This is a genomic window from Corallococcus sicarius (assembly GCF_003611735.1).
In the GTDB taxonomy this organism is placed as follows: domain Bacteria; phylum Myxococcota; class Myxococcia; order Myxococcales; family Myxococcaceae; genus Corallococcus; species Corallococcus sicarius.
In genome coordinates, this window is sequence record NZ_RAWG01000023.1 from 1 (window position 1) to 14,052 (window position 14,052).

A 14,052-nucleotide genomic window follows, 5' to 3' on the forward strand; every position below is an offset into this window, starting at 1 on the left:
ACGTGACGGGCACGGTGAAGCTGCCGGAGAACGTCGAGATGGTGATGCCGGGCGACAACATCGCGATCGAGGTGGAACTCATCACCCCGGTGGCGATGGACAAGGAGCTGCGGTTCGCCATTCGTGAAGGCGGCCGCACGGTGGGCGCGGGCGTCGTGGCCGAAATCATCGCGTAGCACTCAGGCCACCGGGCTCTCCGGAATGCCCTTCTGGGCAGTTCTGGAGAGCAGGTGGGAAACCAGTTGCAACCCACGGGGTGTGGTGGTACACACCGCGCCCCTTCGTTCCGAAGAAACGGTTCTCTGAAATCCAGGCGTTGACGGGCGTACCGCCTCTCGGTTCAGAGGTCGTTCAAAGAGGTTCTTTCGAATGGCGACACAGAAGATCCGCATCCGGTTGAAGGCGTACGACTCGAAGCTCCTGGACCAGAGTGCTGGGGAGATTGTCGAGACGGCCAAGCGCACGGGCGCCAAGGTGGCCGGTCCGATCCCCCTGCCGACGCGCATCAACAAGTTCACCGTGCTGCGTTCGCCGCACGTGGACAAGAAGAGCCGCGAGCAGTTCGAGATCCGCACGCACAAGCGCCTGCTCGATATCCTTGAGCCGACCCAGCAGACGCTGGATGCGCTGATGAAGCTGGATCTGTCTGCCGGCGTTGACGTCGAGATCAAGTCCTAGGAAGCGGGATGGCGTCGGAGTGGTTTCACTCTGACCCCCGAGGAAAGTGCCATGGCGAAGTTTGACGTAGTCGACCTGGATTTGAAGAAGGTTTCGGAGATCGAACTCTCCGACGATATCTTCGGTGCCGAACCGAACACCCACCTGTTCTACGAGGTGGCGAAGATGCAGCAGATCAACCGGCGCCGCGGAACGGTCGGGGTGAAGAACACCTCGCTCGTCAGTGGCGGCGGCAAGAAGCCCTGGAAGCAGAAGGGCACCGGCCGGGCCCGTCAGGGTTCCATCCGTGCTTCCCACTGGGTGGGCGGCGGCAAGGCGATGGCCCCCAAGGCCCGTGATTACTTCTACCGTCCGCCGCGCAAGGTTCGTCGGGGGGCGCTGCGCGCCGTCCTGTCCCTGCGCGCCCGGGAGAAGCAGATCATCATCCTGGACGGCTTCAAGCTGGACGCCCCGAAGTCCAAGCAGGCCTTCGAGGTCCTCACCCGCCGGCTGAAGCTCCAGAACGCGCTGGTCATCGACGAGCGTGGCAACACCAACCTGCACCGCAGCGTGCGCAACCTGGCGAAGTTCGACGTGCTGCCGCCCGAGGGCCTGAACCTCGAGTCCGTGCTCAAGCACTCGCACCTCGTCCTGACTTCCGCGGCCGCGAAGGCGCTCGAGGGGGCCCTGTCATGAACCTGAACGACGTCATCAAGGGGCCGCTCATCACGGAGAAGCTGGACAAGGCCCGCGAGAAGTTCCGCCAGTACTCGTTCATCGTGGACCGCAAGGCCACGAAGCACGACGTCTCCCGCGCGGTGCAGGCCCTGTTCAAGGTCACGGTGGAGGGTGTCAACACCAACATCGTGCGCGGCAAGACGAAGCGGGTGGGCAAGAGCATCGGCCAGCGCCCCAACTTCAAGAAGGCGGTCGTCACCCTCAAGGAAGGTGACAAGATCGAACTCTTCGAGGGGGGGGCGGTCTGACGCCACTGGCGACAGATCAGCCTGAGACGAGGAACACACCATGGGCATCAAGAAGTACAAGCCGACCAGCGCCGCCCGCCGTCTGATGACGGTGTCCGACTTCGCGGACATCACCAAGGACTCGCCCGAGAAGGCCCTCACCGAGCCGCTCAAGCGCTCGGGTGGCCGCAACGTTCACGGGCACATCACCCGTCGTCACCAGGGTGGCGGTCACAAGCGTCGTTACCGCACCATCGACTTCAAGCGTCGGGACAAGGACGGCGTGCCTGCGAAGGTCGTCGCCGTCGAGTACGACCCGAACCGCACCGCGAACATCGCCCTCCTGCACTACGCGGATGGCGAGAAGCGCTACATCCTGGCCCCTGTCGGCCTGAGCGTGGGCGACACCGTCTTCGCCGGCGCCACCTCCGACATCCGGCCTGGCAACAGCCTCCCGCTGCTCAACATCCCGGTGGGCACCGTCATCCACAACGTGGAGCTGAAGCCGGGCCGTGGCGCCCAGGTCATCCGCTCCGCGGGCACTTCTGGCCAGCTGATGGCGAAGGAAGAGCGCTACGCCCAGGTCCGCATGCCGTCGGGCGCCGTGCGCAAGGTGCTCATCGAGTGCCGCGCCACCGTGGGCCAGGTGGGCAACATCGAGCACGAAATCATTCGCATCGGCAAGGCGGGTAAGAGCCGCTGGCTGGGCATCCGTCCCACCGTCCGCGGTCTGGCGATGAACCCCGTTGACCACCCGCACGGTGGTGGCGAAGGCAAGTCCGGCCAGGGTAACCCGCACCCGGTGTCTCCGTGGGGCAAGAAGACCAAGGGCCTCACCACGCGCACCAACAAGCGCACCGACAAATTCATCGTGAGCGGCCGCCGTCAGGGCGCGCGCAGCCAGTAAGAGGACTTGAAACATGGCTCGTTCGATCAAGAAGGGTCCGTTCGTCGATGATCACCTCCTCAAGAAGATCGAGGGGATGATCGCGGCGAACAAGAAGGCGGTCGTCAAGACCTGGTCCCGGCGCTCCACGATTCTCCCTGAGTTCGTGGGTCACACCTTCGCCGTGCACAACGGCAAGAAGTTCATTCCGGTGTTCGTCACGGAGAACATGGTGGGCCACAAGCTCGGCGAGTTCGCTCCGACGCGTACCTTCGGTGGCCACTCGGCGGAGAAGAAGGTCGCCAAGGCCCCGGGCAAGTAGCCCGTTCGCACGCCTGAGAGCCTGAGGAGATGACCATGGAGTCGACTGCACATCTGCGTCACCTGCGCATGAGCCCGCGCAAGCTTTCTCTCGTAGCGGCGCTCATCCGGGGCAAGCCTGTTGAGGCCGCCCTGAACATCCTGAAGTTCACCCCGCGCGCTGCTGCGCGGCCGGTGGAGAAGCTCATCAAGAGCGCCGTCGCCAACGCGACGGACTTGTCCAAGGGGCAGGTCGACGTGGATACCCTCTACGTCAAGACCATCTCCGTGGATCAGGCCGCCACCCAGCGCCGGTTCATGCCGCGCGCCATGGGGCGCGCGACGCCCATCCAGAAGAAGTCCGCCCACGTTCACGTCGTGTTGGCAGACTCCAAGAAGTAGGACCCGTCGGGCCCTGCCCGGACGCACCAAGGAGAATCAGTTTGGGACAGAAAGTACATCCGATCGGGTTCCGGCTCGGCGTCATCAAGACCTGGGACTCCAAGTGGTTCGAGCACAAGAACTACGCCCAGTGGCTCCACGAGGACATTCGCATCCGCGAGTTCGTGAAGAAGTCACTGAATCACGCGGGCGTCTCCAAGGTGGAGATTGAGCGCGCCGCCAACAAGGTGAAGGTCAACGTCCACACCGCTCGGCCGGGTATCGTCATCGGCAAGCGCGGCGCGGGCATCGAGACCGTCAAGAAGGACCTCCAGCAGTTCACCAAGAACGAGGTCTTCCTGAACATCGTCGAGGTCCGCAAGGCCGAGACGGACGCGCAGCTCGTGGCGGAGAACATCGCCACGCAGCTCGAGCGCCGCATTGCCTTCCGCCGCGCCATGAAGAAGGCGCTGCAGACGGCGATGAAGTTCGGGGCCAAGGGCATCCGCATCGCCTGCTCGGGTCGCCTGGGTGGCGCCGAAATGGCGCGCTACGAGTGGTACCGCGAGGGCCGCGTGCCCCTGCACACCCTTCGTGCGGACATCGACTTCGGCTTCGCCGAGGCCAAGACGACCTACGGCAAGATTGGCTGCAAGGTCTGGATCTGCAAGGGCGAGGTCCTCCCGGGTAAGGGCGGCCAGGCCCCCCTGCCCACCAACCGGTAAGACGCCCTCAGCGGGGCGGGTTGAAAGACCCGCCCTGTCCGTGAGGCACGAAGGACAGCGACGATGCTTCAGCCTGCTCGAACCAAATACCGAAAGATGCAGAAGGGCCGCATGGGCGGCGCGGCCCACCGGGGCAGCGACCTCACGTATGGTGAGTTCGGCCTGGTGAGCCTCCAGCCGGGCTGGATCACCTCGCGACAGATCGAGGCGGCCCGTATCGCGATGACCCGCCACGTGAAGCGCGGTGGCAAGATCTGGATCCGGATCTTCCCGGACAAGCCCATCACGAAGAAGCCCGCCGAGACCCGAATGGGTACCGGCAAGGGTGGCGTGGAGTACTACGTCGCGGTGGTCAAGCCGGGTCGCGTCCTCTATGAGATGGAGGGCATGACGAACGAGATCGCCAGAGGGGCGCTGAAGCTGGCGCAGGCGAAGCTGCCGCTGCTCACCAAGATCGTGCAGCGCAAGGATCTCTCGCTGTAGTCACGCACCGCGGCGGGCGTCCCCCCTCGTAACAGGGAGGGCGTCCGCATCGCGCCGAGGAGACAAGATGGCGACTGCGAAGGAATTGAAGGACCTGTCGACGGAAGACCTGCAGAATCGCGCGAAGGAACTGCGCGACACGCTGGTCCAGGATCGACTGAAGCGCCGGACCGGCTCGCTGGACAGCCCTGCAGAGGGCGTGCAGCATCGCAAGGATCTGGCCCGCATCCTCACCGTTCTGGGCGAAAAGGCCCGGGCCGCGAAGGCGGGGTAGTTGTAGCAGTGCATCCGCGATGGCGTCCGGGCTCACCGGGCGTCCGCGGCCATCCGGGCAGAGGGCCCGGGTGCATGACAGACAGTGAGAACCAACATGGCTGAAGCGACCGAAACGCCCGCTGCCGAGACCTCCACCCGGGGTCGTCCCAAGACCCGCGTGGGCATCGTCACCTCCAACAAGATGCAGAAGACGGTGGTCGTCACCGTCCAGCGCCGCGCTCCCCACCCGAAGTACGGGAAGATCATGAGCCTGCGCGAGAAGTACAAGGCGCACGTCGAGGATCACGACTACCCGAAGAAGGTCACCATCAACGAGGGTGACCGGGTGCGCATCGCCGAGACCAAGCCCGCTTCGAAGGACAAGCGTTGGCGCGTGGTTGAGGTGTTGGAGAAGAGCAAGAACGTCTAGGTAGGCCACACCGGGTCCGCGCGCCATGAAGCGAGCGGCCTGGTTCGAGCAAGAGGAGACTTCACATGATTCAGATGCAGAGTGTGCTCGATGTGGCCGACAACTCGGGCGCCAAGAAGGTGTTTTGCATCAAGGTTCTCGGCGGCTCCAAGCGCAAGTATGCCTCCATCGGCGACGTCATTGTCGTGTCGATCCGTGAGGCGCTGCCCAACTCCAAGGTGAAGAAGGGTGACGTGGCCAAGGCCGTCATCGTTCGCACCCGTCGCGAGGTGGGTCGTGCGGATGGCAGCTACATCAAGTTCGACGGCAACTCGGCGGTCCTCATCAACAAGGACCTGGAGCCCATCGGGACGCGCATCTTTGGGCCGGTGGCCCGTGAGCTGCGTGCCCGCAAGTTCATGAAGATCATCTCGCTGGCGCCCGAGGTCCTCTAAAAGGACGCAGGCCGGACGGCGAACAGCCAGAGTGAGGAAGCCATGCAGAAGCTGAAAGTCGGTGACACGATCCAGGTCATCTCCGGGTCCGAGCGCTCGGAGAAGACGCCGGCGACGAAGCGCGGCAAGGTGCTGAAGGTCGACCGGGAGGCGGGCCGCGTGACGGTCGAGGGCCTGCGCCTGGTCAAGCGCCACATGCGCAAGACGCCGCAGAGCCCCGAGGGCGGCATCATCGAGAAGCCGGGCACCATCGCGCTCTCGAACGTCCAGGTGGTGTGCGCCAAGTGTGACAAGCCGACCCGCGTCGGCATCCGCACGGAGGGGGAGTCCCTCAAGCGGTTCTGCAAGCAGTGTGACGCCCTGATTGACTAGGGGTCCGTGTTCGGGCATGTATGCGCGCCCCTTGCCCCACCTTGAGGTGGGGCAGGCGGGCATGCACGTCTGGAGGGCTGAAATTGTTGAGCCCTCCAGGTGTTTCCAAGTTCCAGAAGAAGGACTGATCGGGCGCGCTGGGTCCACGACGGCGCTCCGAAGCAGAGGACTGAAAAATGGCTGACGAGAAGAAGGCCGAACCGAAGGAAAAGAAGGAAAAGAAGCGCGGTCGCAAGGAAGAAGCCAAGAAGGTCGGCTTCGCCGCGAACATCGAGGAGGGCCTGAAGGCCCGCTCGGCGCGCCTGAAGGACCGCTTCCGCAAGGAAGGCGTTCCCGCGCTGATGAAGGAGCTGGGGCTCGACAACCCCATGGAAGTGCCGCGGCTGGAGAAGATCGTCGTCAACATGGGTCTGGGCGAGGCGCTCGCCAACAACAAGATCCTGGAGTCGGCGGTGGACCAGCTTGCTGCCATCACCGGTCAGAAGCCGGTCGTGACGCGCGCGCGCAAGTCCATCGCGAACTTCAAGCTGCGCCAGGGCCAGGCCATCGGCGCCGCCGTCACGCTGCGTGGCGACCGTATGTTCGAGTTCATGGACCGTCTGATCTCCGTCGCGCTGCCGCGCGTGCGTGACTTCAAGGGCGTGTCTCCGAAGGCCTTCGACGGGAAGGGTAACTACACGCTCGGAGTGCGCGAGCAGATCATCTTCCCGGAAATCAACTACGATCAGATCGAGAAGGTGAAGGGGCTCAACATCAGCTTCGTCACCACCGCCCCGAACGACGAGCAAGGACTGGCGCTGATGCGTCACTTCGGCATGCCGTTCCGTCAGTAGGACCGAGTTCAGGACTCCCATCGATCATGGCCAAGCTCTCCAAGATTGCCCAGGCAAAGCGCAAGCTGAAGTTCCCCGTGCGCCAGTACAACCGCTGCCCGCTGTGCGGTCGTCCTCGCGCCTTCCTGCGCAAGTTCAAGATGTGCCGTATCTGCCTGCGCCACCGTGCGCTGCGCGGCGAGATCACCGGCGTCACCAAGTCGTCCTGGTAGACGTTGGACCCGTGGTACAGGCCCTGTCCTGAAGAGGGCAGGGCGTCGTACCGCAGTTGTAGATGAGCAGTGGCAGTCATCGCGAACCCCCGGGATGGGCCCGGCAGGCGCGGTGGTTGCGAGCGCGGAGTCGCCCTGAAGGGGACGCCGCTTCGGAAGGTGTTTCATGCCGGTCAATGATCCCGTTGGCGACATGCTGACCCGCCTGCGCAATGCTTCTCGCGCGCGGCACGACAAGGTCGTCATCCCCCACTCGAAGCTCAAGGTCGAGATCGCCAAGGTCCTCAAGGACGAGGGCTACATCGGCGACTTCACCATCCACGAGCTCGCGCCTCAGAGCGAGATCTCCGTCCAGCTGAAGTACGGCCCGGACCGCAGCCCTGCCATCACCGGCATCCACCGCGTGTCGAAGCCCGGTCTGCGCCGCTACGTGGCGGTCCGCGAGATCCCGCAGGTGCTGGGAGGCATGGGCATCTCCATCCTCTCCACCTCGCGCGGCATCCTGGTGGACACCGAGGCCCGGAAGCAGAAGGTCGGCGGCGAGCTGCTCTGCAAGGTCTACTAGCCAGGAGTCTGGGTGTTGCGCCCCGCGAGGAGCGCGCCCCAGGCGACGACAGCACGAGGCAATCATGAGTCGGATTGGAAAACTGGCGATCAAGCTTGGCGACAAGACGAAGGTCAATGTCGCCAATCAGCAGGTCAACTTCGAAGGCCCCAAGGGCAAGCTGTCCGTCCGGCTCCCCGCCAAGGTGAAGGTGGAGGTGAAGGACGGCCAGGTGACGGTGCAGCGCGAGGACGATTCTCGCGAGGCCCGCAGCCTCCACGGCCTGACGCGCACCATCCTCGCCAATGCGGCGAAGGGTGTGTCGACGGGCTTCGAGAGGCGCCTGGACATCCGCGGCGTTGGTTTCCGCGCGGAAGTGAAGGGCAAGGCGATCCACTTCTCGCTCGGCTACTCCCACCCGGTGGTGTTCAACCTGCCGGAAGGCGTGACGGCGGAAGTCGACAAGGCATCTCGGACCGAGGACAGCCTTCCCACGGTGGGGCTCACGCTCCGCTCGGCGGACAAGGAAGCCCTGGGCGCCACGGCGGTCAACATCCGCTCGCTGCGTCCGCCGGAACCCTACAAGGGCAAGGGCATCAAGTATTCCGAGGAGCGCATCCGTCGCAAGGAGGGCAAGACCGGTACGACGTAGTCGTCGTCCCGTCTTCGCCGATAGTTCAACCCTGCCGGGCCCTGGGGCCAGGCGGAATCATCCGGCGGCGGAAGGCCGCATCGCCGCCGGACGGAAAAGGAAGCAGCCATGTCCAAGGTCGATCAGCGTCTCAAGAGGAAGAACCGCATCCGCAAGAAGCTCTCGGGAACCACCGAGCGCCCGCGGTTGACGGTGTACAAGAGCCTCAAGCACATCTACGCGCAGGTGGTGGATGACTCTACCGGCTGCACGCTGGCGTATGCTTCCTCCCTGTCCAAGGAACTGAAGGGCAAGGACGAGGGCGACAAGAAGTCTGACGCCAAGCGGGTGGGTTCTCTCATCGCGGAGAAGTGCAAGGCCGCCAATGTCGACGCGGTGGTTTTCGACCGCAACGGCTTCCCCTACCATGGGCGCATCGCTGCCGTGGCTGACGCCGCGCGCGAAGCCGGCCTGAAGTTCTAGGTACCAGAAAGGAATTCCTCAAGTGGCAACTCCGATCAATCCGAACGATCTGGACCTGACCGACCGCGTGGTGAACATCAACCGCGTGGCCAAGGTGGTGAAGGGTGGCCGTCGGTTCTCGTTCGCCGCGCTCGTCGTGGTGGGCGATGGCAACGGGCACGTGGGCGTGGGCCTGGGCAAGGCCAACGAAGTCCCCGAGGCCATCCGCAAGGGAGGCGAGAACGCGAAGAAGAATCTGTTCCGCGTTCCGCGCATGGGTCACACCATCCCGCACGAGATCCTGGGGCACTTCGGTGCCGGCTGGGTGCTCCTGAAGCCGGCCAGCGAAGGTACGGGCGTCATCGCCGGTGGTGCGGTGCGCGCGGTCCTCGAGGCAGCGGGCATCCGGAACATCCTGACCAAGAGCCAGGGTTCGCGGAATCCGCACAACGTGCTGAAGGCCACAGTTGCCGGCCTGAAGCTGCTGCGCAGCGCGGAGCAGGTCGCGCGGCTGCGTGGCAAGGACGTCGAGACGCAGAAGCTCGCGGGCGAGGCGAGGGGCTAGCCATGGCGCTCAAGGTCAAGCTGATGAAGAGCTTCTCGGGTTCTTCCGAGGACATGCTGGCCACCATCCGTGGCCTCGGTCTGAAGAAGTTCGGTGACGAGCGGCTGTTGAAGGACACCCCGGCGGTGCGCGGCATGGTGTTCAAGGTGAAGCACCTGGTCTCCCTGGAGACGGTCACCCAGGAGGCCCCGGCGCCCAAGCGTCGCAAGCCCCGGAAGATCGTCGCCCGGGACCGCGCCCTGGAGCACCTGGCCGCCAAGGCCAAGGCCTGAGGAACGAGGATCCAACATGAGTGTCCTGACAAACCTGAAGCGTCCCGAGGGCTCCTGGCACCGCAAGAAGCGCGTTGGCCGTGGCCAGGGTAGCGGCCTCGGCAAGACGGCCGGCCGCGGCGGTAAGGGCCAGAAGGCCCGCTCCGGCAACATGCGGTTCGAAGGCTTCGAAGGCGGTCAGAGCCCGCTGCAGCGCCGCCTTCCGAAGTTCGGCTTCAACCCGCCCAATCGCACCGTGTACGCGGTGGTGAACCTGGGCGACCTGGAGCAGGTGTTCGACGCGGGCACGACGGTGGACGAGGCCGCGCTGAAGCAGGCGGGCCTGGTCAAGGGCCGTTATGACGGCGTGAAGGTTCTGGCCCACGGGGAGCTCGCCAAGAAGCTCACCGTGCGCGTGAACAAGGTGTCCGCGGCGGCTCGCGAGAACATCGAGAAGGCGGGGGGCTCCGTGGAGGAGCTTCCGCTGATGGCGCACAAGCCCGAGTCGGCCTCCAAGGCGCACTCTGGCAAGGGCGTCAAGGCTCCTCGCCAGCCCCGGGCGTAGGCGTGATTGGCGCGCATCACGGTGATGTGGTGCGCGCCCTCAGCCTTGTGTAGGCTTCCGCGCCCCTTTCCGGAACCGGAGAGGGGCGTTTGTTGTTGCTGGCAGAACCTCTTGAAGAGGATGGCTTTCCCGTGGCCCTGAACGCCTTCGCCAATGTCTTCCGCATCGCGGAGCTGCGCAGCCGGCTTGCGTACACGCTCGTGCTGCTGTCCGTCTATCGCATCGGCATCTTCATCAACACGCCGGGCGTGGACCGCTCCGCGATGAACGCGTTCATGGACGCCCAGAAGCAATCGGGCGGCCTCGTGTCGCTGTTCAACCTCTTCTCCGGCGGCGCGCTGGAGCAGATGTCCATCTTCGGATTGGGCATCATGCCGTACGTGAGCGCCTCCATCATCTTCCAGCTGCTGGCGGTCGTGGTGCCCAGCCTGGAGCGACTCCAGAAGGAAGGCGCCGCGGGGCGGCAGAAGATCAACCAGTACACGCGCTACGGCACCATCGTGCTGTCGATCGTGCAGGGCATCGGCATCTCGCGGTGGCTGGCCTCGCTGGGCCGCTCCGACGCGGGCCAGGGTGGCTTCAACCAGGTGGTCGTGCCCAACGACAACCTCTGGTTCACCTTCATGACGGTGGTCAGCCTCACCGCGGGCACGGCCTTCATCATGTGGCTGGGTGAGCGCATTACCGAACGCGGCATTGGCAACGGCATCTCGCTCATCATCTTCGCCGGCATCGTGGCGCGCGTGCTGCCCGGGGCGAAGCAGCTGCTGGACCTGACGACGCAGGAAGTGGTGAACGCGGCCGCGGTGCTGGGCCTGCTGTTCTTCATGCTCCTCATCATCGGTCTGGTGGTCTACGTGGAGCGCGGCATGCGGCGCGTGCCCATCCAGTATGCCAAGCGCATGGCGGGCCGGCGGATGTTCGCGGGGCAGGCGACGTACTTCCCGATGAAGGTGAACGCCTCGGGTGTGATTCCCCCCATCTTCGCCGGCGCGGTGCTGTCGTTCCCGGCGACGCTGGGCGCGTGGTTCCCCTTCCTGCAGGGCTTCCAGCGCAGCATCGAGGGCAGCCTCTGGGTCTACAACGGTCTGTTCGTCCTGCTGGTGGTGTTCTTCTCCTACTTCTACACGGCGCTCACCTTCCGGCCGGATGACGTGGCGGACAACATCAAGAAGCAGGGTGGCTACATCCCCGGCATCCGCCCGGGCCGTCAGACGGCGGAGTTCATCGAGCGTGTGCTCAACCGCCTCACGTTCGGTGGCGCCATCTACCTGGCCATCATCTGTGTGATTCCCACCATCATCAGCACCCTGCTGGGCGTGCAGTTCACGTTCGGTGGCACGGCGCTCCTCATCGTGGTGGGCGTGGCGCTGGACACCGTTCAGCAGATCGAGGGCCATCTCATCAGTCGCAACTACGAGGGCTTCGCGGGTCCGCGCGGTCCGCGCATCCGCGGTCGGGTTCGCGTGGCGGCCTGACGGCTGGTGGCTGTGTTCCGGGCGCCTCTCTCCAATGGTGGGGAGGGGCGCCTCGTCGTTCAAGGATGGACGCTGGTGCAAAGGAGCGACATGAACCTCATCCTGTTGGGGCCGCCGAACGCCGGGAAGGGAACCCAGGCGAAGAAGCTCTACGCGGACTTCCACATCCCGCAGATCTCCACCGGGGACATCCTGCGCAAGGCCGTGAAGGATGGCACGGCGTTGGGCAAGGTCGCCGGGCCACTGATGGCCGCGGGGCAGTATGTCCCGGACGACGTCGTCATCGGCATCGTGGAAGAGCGGCTGAAGGAGCCGGACGTGGCCCAGGGCTTCGTGCTCGATGGCTTTCCACGCACCCCCGGGCAAGCGGATGCGCTGGAGCGGATGCTCACCCGGCTGGGCCGTCAGCTGAACGCGGTCGTGTCCCTGGAGGTTCCGCACTCCACGCTCGTCGAGCGCGGGTCCGGGCGGCGCGTATGTCCCAATGACGGGGCCGTGTACCACGTCACCCAGAGCCCTCCGAAGCGCGCGGGCCTGTGCGACAAGTGCAGCTCCGAGCTCGTACAGCGCGAGGACGACACGCCCGAGGTCATCGAGCGGCGCCTGCGGAAGTACGACGCGGAGACGTCCCCCTTGAAGGACTTCTACGCCCAGAAGGGGCTCCTCAAGAGCGTGGATGGCGTCGGGTCCCCCGAAGGCATTTATGAGGAGATCAAGAAGGCCGCCGGCCGTCCTGCCTGAGCAGGAACCAGGCAGCGGGGCGGGGGTAGGGAAGGTCCGGACTGCCGCTCCACCGGCCACGCGTTCCCGAAGGCAGCATGCTGGTAGGGAAAGAGGCGCATGAACCCGGTGGAGATCAAGAGCCCTGATGAGATCGCCCTGATGCGGCAGGCGGGGCGGATCGTCTGTGAAATCCTGGACGAGTTGGAGAAGGCCGTGGCTCCCGGCATCTCCACCTGGGAGCTGGATGCCCTGGCGGAGAAGCTCATCGCAAAGAAGGGCGCGAGGCCGGCGTTCAAGGGTTACCACGGCTTCCCGGGGGTGCTCTGCGCTTCCGTGAACCAGGAAGTGGTCCATGGCATCCCCAGCCGTAAGCGCCGCCTGGTGGCCGGGGACCTGATGAAGTTGGACTTCGGGGTGGTGTACCGGGGCTTCTTCGGGGATTCAGCGCGGACGGTGCCGGTGGGCAAGGTGACGCCCGAGGCCCAGGCCCTGGTGGATGCCACCCGTCAGTCGCTAGAGAAGGCCATCCAGGTGATGCAGGCGGGCAACCGCATCGGCGACATCGGGCACGCGGTGCAGAGCCATGTGGAAGCCCGAGGGTTTTCGGTGGTACGGGACTTCGTGGGGCATGGCATCGGGCGGAAGCTCCATGAGCCGCCCCAGGTGCCCAACTACGGGCAGGCGGGGGCGGGGATGAAGCTTCGGCCGGGCATGGTCCTGGCGGTCGAGCCGATGGTGAACCAGGGCACAGCCGACGTGGAGGTCCTGGAGGACGAGTGGACGGCCGTCACGGTGGACGGCAAGTTGTCCGCGCACTTCGAGCACACCATCCTGATCTCGGAGCGGGGCCCGGAAGTGCTCACCCGGTGATCCTGCTGGCTTCCCGGACCCGGGGTGAAATACGGTGATGTCAGGGGTTGTTGATAGGAGTCCCAGTTTCGATTCGCGCGGCGCTTGCTACTTACGGACCAAAGTGTTATCCCGCCGCGCTTCCAGAAGGTTCGTGGTCCGGGAAGAAGGTTGACGCTTGCCGAAGGATGATTCCATCGAAGTCGAGGGGACCGTTATGGAACCCCTACCGAACGCGATGTTCCGCGTGGTGCTGGACAACGGCCACAAGGTCCTCGCGCACATCTCGGGCAAGATGCGGATGCACTTCATCCGCATCCTCCCGGGCGACAAGGTGAAGGTCGAGTTGTCTCCGTATGACCTGACCCGCGGACGGATCACGTACCGGGCCAAGTAATTCGTGCCGGCCGCCTTCGCGGACCGGCTGTTGTGTTTTCTCCGCTGAAGGAAGGAAGTTCGCTCCATGAAGGTTCGGGCGTCCGTCAAGAAGATCTGCGACAAGTGCAAGGTTGTCCGCCGCAAGGGCATCGTGCGCGTCATCTGCGCTTCCAACCCCCGGCACAAGCAGCGCCAGGGCTAACGGTCCCACGGGGACCGTAAGCCTCAGACCAACTCCAAAACGAAGGAAGACCGAAGATGGCTCGTATCGCCGGCATCGATCTGCCGCCCAACAAGCGTGCGGTGATCTCGCTCCAGTACATCTACGGGATCGGTAACAAGACCGCGCACGATATCATCGAAGCGGCGGGCATCGATCTCACCACTCGGACCAAGGACCTCACCGAGGAGCAGGCTCGAAAGATCCGTGAGATCATCGAGGCGAGCTACAAGGTCGAGGGTGACCTCCGGCGCGAAGTGACCATGAACATCAAGCGGCTCATGGACCTGGGTTGCTACCGGGGTCTGCGTCACCGCAAGGGTCTTCCGGTCCGCGGCCAGCGCACCCACACCAATGCGCGCACCCGCAAGGGTCCCAAGCGCGGCATCGTTCGCGCGAAGCCGGCCGCTCCGGCCCGCTAAACCCTCTGGCGCCCGCAGCCTCCTTTCGTGA

General features: G+C 64.8%; 27 protein-coding genes. All 27 read left to right on the forward strand.

Annotated elements, in window-relative coordinates:
* Positions 1–176 (forward strand): EF-Tu C-terminal domain-related protein (locus D7X12_RS05365; protein WP_500683233.1); only part of this gene is annotated, 176 nt, incomplete at its 5' end.
* Positions 177–369: 193 nt separating this feature from the next.
* Positions 370–678, forward strand: coding sequence for a 30S ribosomal protein S10 (gene rpsJ, locus D7X12_RS05370; RefSeq protein WP_002633608.1), 309 nt, complete (start codon positions 370–372; stop codon positions 676–678).
* 51 nt (positions 679–729) lie between these two features.
* Complete coding sequence (rplD, locus tag D7X12_RS05375; protein ID WP_120624195.1) at positions 730–1,353, forward strand: 50S ribosomal protein L4; 624 nt, start codon at positions 730–732, stop codon at positions 1,351–1,353.
* A complete protein-coding gene (locus tag D7X12_RS05380; protein ID WP_120532370.1) occupies positions 1,350–1,643 on the forward strand; it encodes a 50S ribosomal protein L23 in 294 nt (97 codons plus the stop codon). The genes rplD and D7X12_RS05380 overlap by 4 nt, the downstream gene beginning before the upstream one ends.
* A gap of 40 nt (positions 1,644–1,683) precedes the next feature.
* The gene (gene rplB, locus D7X12_RS05385) at positions 1,684–2,529 is read left to right on the forward strand and encodes a 50S ribosomal protein L2 (RefSeq protein WP_120624196.1); all 846 of its coding nucleotides are present in this window, start codon (positions 1,684–1,686) and stop codon (positions 2,527–2,529) included.
* 13 nt (positions 2,530–2,542) lie between these two features.
* Complete coding sequence (gene rpsS / locus D7X12_RS05390; protein WP_014395864.1) at positions 2,543–2,830, forward strand: 30S ribosomal protein S19; 288 nt, start codon at positions 2,543–2,545, stop codon at positions 2,828–2,830.
* Positions 2,831–2,865: 35 nt separating this feature from the next.
* Positions 2,866–3,210 (forward strand): 50S ribosomal protein L22, encoded by a 345-nt coding sequence (rplV, locus tag D7X12_RS05395; RefSeq protein WP_120624231.1) that lies wholly within the window; start codon positions 2,866–2,868, stop codon positions 3,208–3,210.
* Between the two features lie 41 nt (positions 3,211–3,251).
* On the forward strand, positions 3,252–3,914 hold the full coding sequence (gene rpsC / locus D7X12_RS05400) for a 30S ribosomal protein S3 (protein WP_120532367.1): 663 nt from the start codon (positions 3,252–3,254) through the stop codon (positions 3,912–3,914).
* 63 nt (positions 3,915–3,977) lie between these two features.
* The gene (gene rplP, locus D7X12_RS05405) at positions 3,978–4,397 is read left to right on the forward strand and encodes a 50S ribosomal protein L16 (protein ID WP_120543255.1); all 420 of its coding nucleotides are present in this window, start codon (positions 3,978–3,980) and stop codon (positions 4,395–4,397) included.
* A 67-nt stretch (positions 4,398–4,464) separates the two neighbouring features.
* Positions 4,465–4,671 (forward strand): 50S ribosomal protein L29, encoded by a 207-nt coding sequence (rpmC, locus tag D7X12_RS05410; RefSeq protein WP_120624197.1) that lies wholly within the window; start codon positions 4,465–4,467, stop codon positions 4,669–4,671.
* Positions 4,672–4,755: 84 nt separating this feature from the next.
* Entirely contained in the window at positions 4,756–5,082 is a 327-nt protein-coding gene (gene rpsQ / locus D7X12_RS05415) for a 30S ribosomal protein S17 (RefSeq protein ID WP_169821648.1), read from the forward strand.
* 65 nt (positions 5,083–5,147) lie between these two features.
* Positions 5,148–5,516 (forward strand): 50S ribosomal protein L14, encoded by a 369-nt coding sequence (gene rplN, locus D7X12_RS05420; protein WP_014395870.1) that lies wholly within the window; start codon positions 5,148–5,150, stop codon positions 5,514–5,516.
* A 42-nt stretch (positions 5,517–5,558) separates the two neighbouring features.
* A complete protein-coding gene (gene rplX, locus D7X12_RS05425) occupies positions 5,559–5,888 on the forward strand; it encodes a 50S ribosomal protein L24 (RefSeq protein ID WP_120612991.1) in 330 nt (109 codons plus the stop codon).
* Positions 5,889–6,064: 176 nt separating this feature from the next.
* The gene (rplE, locus tag D7X12_RS05430; protein WP_120612990.1) at positions 6,065–6,721 is read left to right on the forward strand and encodes a 50S ribosomal protein L5; all 657 of its coding nucleotides are present in this window, start codon (positions 6,065–6,067) and stop codon (positions 6,719–6,721) included.
* 26 nt (positions 6,722–6,747) lie between these two features.
* Positions 6,748–6,933 carry a type Z 30S ribosomal protein S14 gene (locus D7X12_RS05435; protein WP_120523541.1) on the forward strand — a complete coding sequence of 62 codons (186 nt, stop codon included), beginning with the start codon at positions 6,748–6,750 and terminating at the stop codon, positions 6,931–6,933.
* Between the two features lie 166 nt (positions 6,934–7,099).
* Positions 7,100–7,498, forward strand: a complete 399-nt coding sequence (rpsH, locus tag D7X12_RS05440; protein WP_120624198.1) for a 30S ribosomal protein S8 — start codon at positions 7,100–7,102, stop codon at positions 7,496–7,498.
* A 64-nt stretch (positions 7,499–7,562) separates the two neighbouring features.
* Positions 7,563–8,129 carry a 50S ribosomal protein L6 gene (rplF, locus tag D7X12_RS05445; RefSeq protein WP_120624199.1) on the forward strand — a complete coding sequence of 189 codons (567 nt, stop codon included), beginning with the start codon at positions 7,563–7,565 and terminating at the stop codon, positions 8,127–8,129.
* A gap of 108 nt (positions 8,130–8,237) precedes the next feature.
* On the forward strand, positions 8,238–8,591 hold the full coding sequence (gene rplR / locus D7X12_RS05450) for a 50S ribosomal protein L18 (RefSeq protein ID WP_120624200.1): 354 nt from the start codon (positions 8,238–8,240) through the stop codon (positions 8,589–8,591).
* 22 nt (positions 8,592–8,613) lie between these two features.
* Positions 8,614–9,135, forward strand: a complete 522-nt coding sequence (gene rpsE / locus D7X12_RS05455; protein ID WP_014395877.1) for a 30S ribosomal protein S5 — start codon at positions 8,614–8,616, stop codon at positions 9,133–9,135.
* A 2-nt stretch (positions 9,136–9,137) separates the two neighbouring features.
* The gene (gene rpmD / locus D7X12_RS05460) at positions 9,138–9,407 is read left to right on the forward strand and encodes a 50S ribosomal protein L30 (protein WP_120612987.1); all 270 of its coding nucleotides are present in this window, start codon (positions 9,138–9,140) and stop codon (positions 9,405–9,407) included.
* 16 nt (positions 9,408–9,423) lie between these two features.
* On the forward strand, positions 9,424–9,951 hold the full coding sequence (gene rplO, locus D7X12_RS05465; protein ID WP_120624201.1) for a 50S ribosomal protein L15: 528 nt from the start codon (positions 9,424–9,426) through the stop codon (positions 9,949–9,951).
* A 131-nt stretch (positions 9,952–10,082) separates the two neighbouring features.
* Positions 10,083–11,429 carry a preprotein translocase subunit SecY gene (gene secY / locus D7X12_RS05470; RefSeq protein ID WP_120624202.1) on the forward strand — a complete coding sequence of 449 codons (1,347 nt, stop codon included), beginning with the start codon at positions 10,083–10,085 and terminating at the stop codon, positions 11,427–11,429.
* A gap of 90 nt (positions 11,430–11,519) precedes the next feature.
* On the forward strand, positions 11,520–12,170 hold the full coding sequence (locus D7X12_RS05475) for an adenylate kinase (protein WP_120624203.1): 651 nt from the start codon (positions 11,520–11,522) through the stop codon (positions 12,168–12,170).
* A gap of 99 nt (positions 12,171–12,269) precedes the next feature.
* Positions 12,270–13,022, forward strand: a complete 753-nt coding sequence (gene map / locus D7X12_RS05480) for a type I methionyl aminopeptidase (RefSeq protein ID WP_120624204.1) — start codon at positions 12,270–12,272, stop codon at positions 13,020–13,022.
* A gap of 157 nt (positions 13,023–13,179) precedes the next feature.
* Entirely contained in the window at positions 13,180–13,398 is a 219-nt protein-coding gene (gene infA, locus D7X12_RS05485; protein WP_002614803.1) for a translation initiation factor IF-1, read from the forward strand.
* A 66-nt stretch (positions 13,399–13,464) separates the two neighbouring features.
* Positions 13,465–13,581: a 50S ribosomal protein L36 gene (rpmJ, locus tag D7X12_RS05490; protein ID WP_002633586.1), complete on the forward strand. Its 117-nt coding sequence runs from the start codon at positions 13,465–13,467 to the stop codon at positions 13,579–13,581.
* A gap of 56 nt (positions 13,582–13,637) precedes the next feature.
* Positions 13,638–14,021: a 30S ribosomal protein S13 gene (gene rpsM / locus D7X12_RS05495; protein ID WP_120532354.1), complete on the forward strand. Its 384-nt coding sequence runs from the start codon at positions 13,638–13,640 to the stop codon at positions 14,019–14,021.
* The last annotated feature ends 31 nt before the right edge of the window (positions 14,022–14,052 follow it).

Excerpts from the sequence above, each read along its gene's own strand:
- rpsJ (WP_002633608.1), top strand. The coding sequence starts at position 370 with ATGGCGACACAGAAGATCCGCATCCGGTTGAAGGCGTACGACTCGAAG.
- rplD (WP_120624195.1), top strand. The coding sequence starts at position 730 with ATGGCGAAGTTTGACGTAGTCGACCTGGATTTGAAGAAGGTTTCGGAG.
- D7X12_RS05380 (WP_120532370.1), top strand. The coding sequence starts at position 1,350 with ATGAACCTGAACGACGTCATCAAGGGGCCGCTCATCACGGAGAAGCTG.
- rplB (WP_120624196.1), top strand. The coding sequence starts at position 1,684 with ATGGGCATCAAGAAGTACAAGCCGACCAGCGCCGCCCGCCGTCTGATG.
- rpsS (WP_014395864.1), top strand. The coding sequence starts at position 2,543 with ATGGCTCGTTCGATCAAGAAGGGTCCGTTCGTCGATGATCACCTCCTC.
- rplV (WP_120624231.1), top strand. The coding sequence starts at position 2,866 with ATGGAGTCGACTGCACATCTGCGTCACCTGCGCATGAGCCCGCGCAAG.
- rplP (WP_120543255.1), top strand. The coding sequence starts at position 3,978 with ATGCTTCAGCCTGCTCGAACCAAATACCGAAAGATGCAGAAGGGCCGC.
- rpmC (WP_120624197.1), top strand. The coding sequence starts at position 4,465 with ATGGCGACTGCGAAGGAATTGAAGGACCTGTCGACGGAAGACCTGCAG.
- rplN (WP_014395870.1), top strand. The coding sequence starts at position 5,148 with ATGATTCAGATGCAGAGTGTGCTCGATGTGGCCGACAACTCGGGCGCC.
- rplX (WP_120612991.1), top strand. The coding sequence starts at position 5,559 with ATGCAGAAGCTGAAAGTCGGTGACACGATCCAGGTCATCTCCGGGTCC.
- rplE (WP_120612990.1), top strand. The coding sequence starts at position 6,065 with ATGGCTGACGAGAAGAAGGCCGAACCGAAGGAAAAGAAGGAAAAGAAG.
- D7X12_RS05435 (WP_120523541.1), top strand. The coding sequence starts at position 6,748 with ATGGCCAAGCTCTCCAAGATTGCCCAGGCAAAGCGCAAGCTGAAGTTC.
- rpsH (WP_120624198.1), top strand. The coding sequence starts at position 7,100 with ATGCCGGTCAATGATCCCGTTGGCGACATGCTGACCCGCCTGCGCAAT.
- rplF (WP_120624199.1), top strand. The coding sequence starts at position 7,563 with ATGAGTCGGATTGGAAAACTGGCGATCAAGCTTGGCGACAAGACGAAG.
- rplR (WP_120624200.1), top strand. The coding sequence starts at position 8,238 with ATGTCCAAGGTCGATCAGCGTCTCAAGAGGAAGAACCGCATCCGCAAG.
- rpmD (WP_120612987.1), top strand. The coding sequence starts at position 9,138 with ATGGCGCTCAAGGTCAAGCTGATGAAGAGCTTCTCGGGTTCTTCCGAG.
- rplO (WP_120624201.1), top strand. The coding sequence starts at position 9,424 with ATGAGTGTCCTGACAAACCTGAAGCGTCCCGAGGGCTCCTGGCACCGC.
- D7X12_RS05475 (WP_120624203.1), top strand. The coding sequence starts at position 11,520 with ATGAACCTCATCCTGTTGGGGCCGCCGAACGCCGGGAAGGGAACCCAG.
- map (WP_120624204.1), top strand. The coding sequence starts at position 12,270 with ATGAACCCGGTGGAGATCAAGAGCCCTGATGAGATCGCCCTGATGCGG.
- rpmJ (WP_002633586.1), top strand. The coding sequence starts at position 13,465 with ATGAAGGTTCGGGCGTCCGTCAAGAAGATCTGCGACAAGTGCAAGGTT.
- rpsM (WP_120532354.1), top strand. The coding sequence starts at position 13,638 with ATGGCTCGTATCGCCGGCATCGATCTGCCGCCCAACAAGCGTGCGGTG.